At 62.5% G+C, this 4355-nt stretch carries 5 protein-coding genes; all 5 read left to right on the plus strand.

Annotation, left to right across the window (positions count from 1 at the left end; genetic code table 11):
* Window positions 1-766, plus strand: a 766-nt coding sequence (odhB, locus tag O7A61_RS31220) for a 2-oxoglutarate dehydrogenase complex dihydrolipoyllysine-residue succinyltransferase (RefSeq protein WP_337133026.1), incomplete at its 5' end; no start/stop codon positions are given.
* A 4-nt stretch (window positions 767-770) separates the two neighbouring features.
* Window positions 771-1355, plus strand: coding sequence for a hypothetical protein (locus O7A61_RS31225; RefSeq protein ID WP_337133027.1), 585 nt, complete (start codon window positions 771-773; stop codon window positions 1353-1355).
* The gene (locus tag O7A61_RS31230; RefSeq protein WP_337133028.1) at window positions 1355-1870 is read left to right on the plus strand and encodes a hypothetical protein; all 516 of its coding nucleotides are present in this window, start codon (window positions 1355-1357) and stop codon (window positions 1868-1870) included. The genes O7A61_RS31225 and O7A61_RS31230 overlap by 1 nt, the downstream gene beginning before the upstream one ends.
* Window positions 1867-2622 (plus strand): SDR family oxidoreductase, encoded by a 756-nt coding sequence (locus O7A61_RS31235; RefSeq protein ID WP_337133029.1) that lies wholly within the window; start codon window positions 1867-1869, stop codon window positions 2620-2622. The genes O7A61_RS31230 and O7A61_RS31235 overlap by 4 nt, the downstream gene beginning before the upstream one ends.
* A gap of 25 nt (window positions 2623-2647) precedes the next feature.
* Complete coding sequence (lpdA, locus tag O7A61_RS31240) at window positions 2648-4054, plus strand: dihydrolipoyl dehydrogenase (protein WP_337133030.1); 1407 nt, start codon at window positions 2648-2650, stop codon at window positions 4052-4054.
* Window positions 4055-4355: the final 301 nt, after the last annotated feature.

Genomic DNA, 4355 nt, shown 5'->3' on the forward strand with positions numbered 1-4355 from the left:
GGCCGAAACGCCAAAAGCGGCGCCGGCCCCGGTTGCGGTTCGGGCGCCGTCGTCGGGCGACGATGCTTCGCGTGAAGAGCGCGTGCGCATGACCAAGCTGCGCCAGACCATCGCGCGCCGGCTGAAGGAAGCGCAGTCGACCGCAGCCATGCTGACCACCTTCAACGAGGTCGACATGTCGGCGGTGATGGCGCTCAGGACCAAATACAAGGACGTGTTCGAGAAGAAGCACGGCGTGAAGCTCGGCTTCATGGGCTTCTTCACCAAGGCGGTCACGCACGCGCTGAAGGAAATCCCTTCGGTCAATGCCGAGATCGACGGCACCGACATCATCTTCAAGAACTATGCCCATATCGGCGTCGCGGTCGGCACCGAAAAGGGTCTCGTGGTTCCGGTCGTGCGCGATGCCGACCAGATGTCCATCGCCGAGATCGAGAAGGATATCGGCCGGCTGGGCATTGCCGCACGTGATGGCAAGCTGTCGGTGGCGGATATGCAGGGCGGCACCTTCACCATCTCCAATGGCGGTGTCTACGGATCGCTGATGTCGACGCCGATCCTCAACGCGCCGCAGTCGGGCATTCTCGGCATGCACAAGATCCAGGACCGGCCGGTCGTGGTCGGCGGCCAGATCGTGATCCGGCCGATGATGTACCTGGCGCTCAGCTACGATCATCGCATCGTCGACGGCAAGGAAGCCGTAACCTTCCTGGTGCGCGTCAAGGAAAGCCTGGAGGATCCCGAGCGGCTGGTGCTGGACCTGTAGTCAGATGGCTCTGACGGAAGCGCAGTACCGTCGCGCCATTCAGGCTAGGCGAGCGCTCGCTGTCGAAGACTGTTCCGCAGCGGCCTCCGGCCACATGAGAACGTTGAGCGAGGCAGGTTGGGACGGCAACTATGTCGTTCCGAACCAGCGCGTTTCACGATCGCTCAGTGGACCTGTCATTCTCCTCAACAACTGGTTTGGTTGGCAGGAACTTGATTTGCTCAGCCCCGCGCGGATGACCATTGTCAGGAAACTCGGTTATTTGCCGGATATCCCAACTAACCGGTGGCTTGATCGAGCGCTGGAAATCGTAGGAACGACGCGGCAGGAAATCTACATAACGCAGGTATGTGTCTTCCTTCCTCCGACAACTATGGGTTCTTCAATTGTTTCGGAGGTCTATCGCACTTCGATCGATAGGGTCTTGAGACACGAGCTTGGCGGGCGCACACCAGTTGCGCTCGGCGGCGCGGCTCAAAAGGCCTGCCGGTTAAGCGGGATCGACTATGTTGGTGCCCAACATCCTTCGTATCAAGGCGGCGAACGGCGAGCCAGAGAGATAGCGACTGCGATAGAGCGCGTCATCTGATGACGCCCACCTGTAACAGATGGGAAAGTCTGTGTGGGATCGTTTCGATTTCGGTAGGCATTCTTACTGCTAACACCGCCCATGCCAGTTGTCCGATCGAACTTGCCGTTTATGGCGAGGCCCAAAGCGGCGCGGAGATCGACTTCACCCCAACAGGCACGTCGGCCACCGTCACCAACAGGTTTCGCTTGGTCCTCGACAACAATGTCGTGCTGAACGGTATCGTCATGTGGACCCAGGGCGTAGCGCGGCCGAACGGTGCGCTGATGTACAAATGCCCGGAAGGCGACGTCACTGGCGAGGAACTTGCCGCCTGCACGCTGTGGAACGGCGTCATCTACACGTCCGACGACAAGGGCAATATCGGGCTTTTGCCGGCCGAGGGCGTCGAGGCGCCGAAGACGCTGATCCTGCCCGATCTTGGGCCGGCGTTGCGGCAATCCCGGGCCTATGGCGTCAGCGGTTTTTCGAAAGTGCCGTCGGATGTGTTCGCGATGAAGGGATGCCAGGAATGAGCGCGACGCAAAAAGTGCTGCTGGTCACCGGCGGCAGCCGTGGCATCGGCGCTGCCATTTGCCGGCTGGGAGCCAAGGCTGGCTATCGCGTCGCGGTCAACTACGCCTCCAGCAAGGCTGCGGCAGATGCGCTGGTTGCCGAGATCAAGGCCGGCGGCGGCGAAGCTGTTGCCGTCAGGAGCGATGTCGGCAAGGAAACCGATATCGTGGCCATGTTCGGCGCTGTCGATCACGCCTTTGGCCGGCTCGACGCCTTCGTCAACAACGCCGGAATTGTCGACGTCAAGGCGCGCGTCGACGAGATGGATGTGTCGCGGCTGGAACGCATGATGCGCATCAATGTCGTCGGCTCGTTCCTGTGCGCCCGCGAGGCCGTCAAGCGCATGTCGACGCGGCATGGCGGGTCGGGCGGATCGATCGTCAACATCTCGTCGGCGGCGGCGACGCTGGGCTCGCCGGGCGAATATGTCGACTATGCAGCCTCCAAGGGCGCCATCGACACCTTCACCATCGGCCTCGCCCGCGAGGTGGCGATGGAAGGCATTCGCGTCAATGCGGTGCGGCCGGGCATCATCGACACCGACATCCACGCCTCCGGCGGCCAGCCCGACCGGATAGAACGGTTTCGCGATCTTCTGCCGATGAAGAGAGCAGGCACGGCGGATGAAGTCGCCGGCGCGGTCCTCTATCTTTTATCCGATGCCGCGTCCTATGCGACGGGCGCGATCCTGAATGTCAGCGGCGGCCGCTGAGCCCCAAGCAAAAAGGGAAACAAACATGGCTTATGACGTGGTTATCATCGGCTCGGGACCGGGCGGCTATGTCTGCGCCATCAAAGCGGCGCAGCTCGGGCTGAAGGTCGCGGTGGTCGAGAAGAACGCGACCTTCGGCGGCACCTGCCTCAACATCGGCTGCATCCCGTCCAAGGCGCTGCTTCATGCCTCCGAGATGTTCGTCGAGGCCGGCCATTCCTTCGACACGCTCGGTGTCGAGATTCCGGCACCCAAGCTGAACCTGAAGAAAATGATGGCGCACAAGGACGCGACGGTGTTGTCCAACGTCAATGGCGTCGCCTTCCTGTTCAAGAAGAACAAGATCGATGCCTTCCGCGGCACCGGCAAGGTGGTCGCCGCCGGCAAGGTCTCGGTGATGGGCGAGGACGGCAAGGTCGAGGAGATCGAGACCAAAAACATCGTCATCGCCACCGGGTCGGATGTCGCCGGCATTCCCGGCGTCAAGGTCGATTTCGACGAGAAAATCATCGTGTCGTCGACCGGCGCGCTGTCGCTGGAAAAGGTGCCTGGCCATCTGGTGGTGGTCGGCGGCGGCGTCATCGGGCTCGAACTCGGCTCGGTCTGGGCACGGCTCGGAGCCAAGGTCACCGTGGTCGAGTTCCTCGACACCATTTTGGGCGGCATGGACGGCGAGGTGTCGAAACAATTCCAGCGGCTGCTCTCCAAGCAAGGTTTTGAGTTCAAGCTCAGCGCCAAGGTCACCGGCGTCGCCAAGACCAAGAAGGGCGCGACCGTTACCTTCGAGCCGGTCAAGGGTGGTGCCGCCGAAACGATCGATGCCGACGTGGTGCTGATCTCGACCGGACGCCGCGCCTTTTCGGACAGCCTCGGTCTCAAGGAAGCCGGCGTCGACGTCGACGAGCGCGGCCGGGTCAAGACCGACGGGCATCTCAGGACCAATGTTCCCGGCATCTACGCCATCGGCGATGTCATCGCCGGGCCGATGCTGGCGCACAAGGCCGAGGACGAGGGCGTGGCGGTGGCCGAGACCATCGCCGGCCAGGCCGGCCATGTGAACTATGACGTCATTCCGAGCGTCGTCTACACCAGTCCGGAGATCGCCTCGGTCGGCAAGACCGAGGAAGAGCTGAAGAAGGCCGGCATCGACTACAAGGTCGGCAAGTTTCCCTTCACCGCCAATGGCCGCGCGCGCGCCATGCTGCACACCGACGGGTTCGTGAAGATCCTGGCCGACAAGCAGAGCGACCGCGTGCTCGGCGTCCATATCGTCGGCTTCGGCGCCGGCGAGATGATCCACGAGGCGGCGGTGCTGATGGAGTTCGGCGGCTCGTCGGAAGACCTGGCCCGCACCTGCCACGCGCATCCGACGATGTCGGAAGCGGTGAAGGAAGCGGCGCTGGCGACGTTCTTCAAGGCGATCCATATCTAGGCTGTCTCGACATTCAGGTGATGCCGGCCTGCGAACGGCGGGTTCCTGCGCTTCCCCGTTCTACTGCGTCGCAGTAGAACTTTACTCACGTGCTTTAAGTACGCTCCGTTCTCGGACCCACCATTCTCGGCCCGGCCTGACCTGAATTTCAAAACACCCTGTGCTCGGAGCCCAAAACAAAACGGCCCGCCTTTCAGCGGGCCGTTCGTCTTTGATATCGAGCCGCTTACTGGGCCGGCGCAGGCGCTGGGGCAGGCGCGGGAGCTGGGGCTGGTGCCGGAGCGGGCGCTGGGGCAGGCGC

It is taken from the genome of Mesorhizobium sp. Cs1321R2N1, assembly GCF_037179725.1.
In the GTDB taxonomy this organism is placed as follows: domain Bacteria; phylum Pseudomonadota; class Alphaproteobacteria; order Rhizobiales; family Rhizobiaceae; genus Mesorhizobium; species Mesorhizobium salmacidum.

Bases quoted from the DNA above. Each gene is read 5' to 3' on its own strand.
- O7A61_RS31230 (WP_337133028.1), top strand. From the start codon at position 1,355: ATGACGCCCACCTGTAACAGATGGGAAAGTCTGTGTGGGATCGTTTCG.
- O7A61_RS31225 (WP_337133027.1), top strand. From the start codon at position 771: ATGGCTCTGACGGAAGCGCAGTACCGTCGCGCCATTCAGGCTAGGCGA.
- O7A61_RS31235 (WP_337133029.1), top strand. From the start codon at position 1,867: ATGAGCGCGACGCAAAAAGTGCTGCTGGTCACCGGCGGCAGCCGTGGC.
- lpdA (WP_337133030.1), top strand. From the start codon at position 2,648: ATGGCTTATGACGTGGTTATCATCGGCTCGGGACCGGGCGGCTATGTC.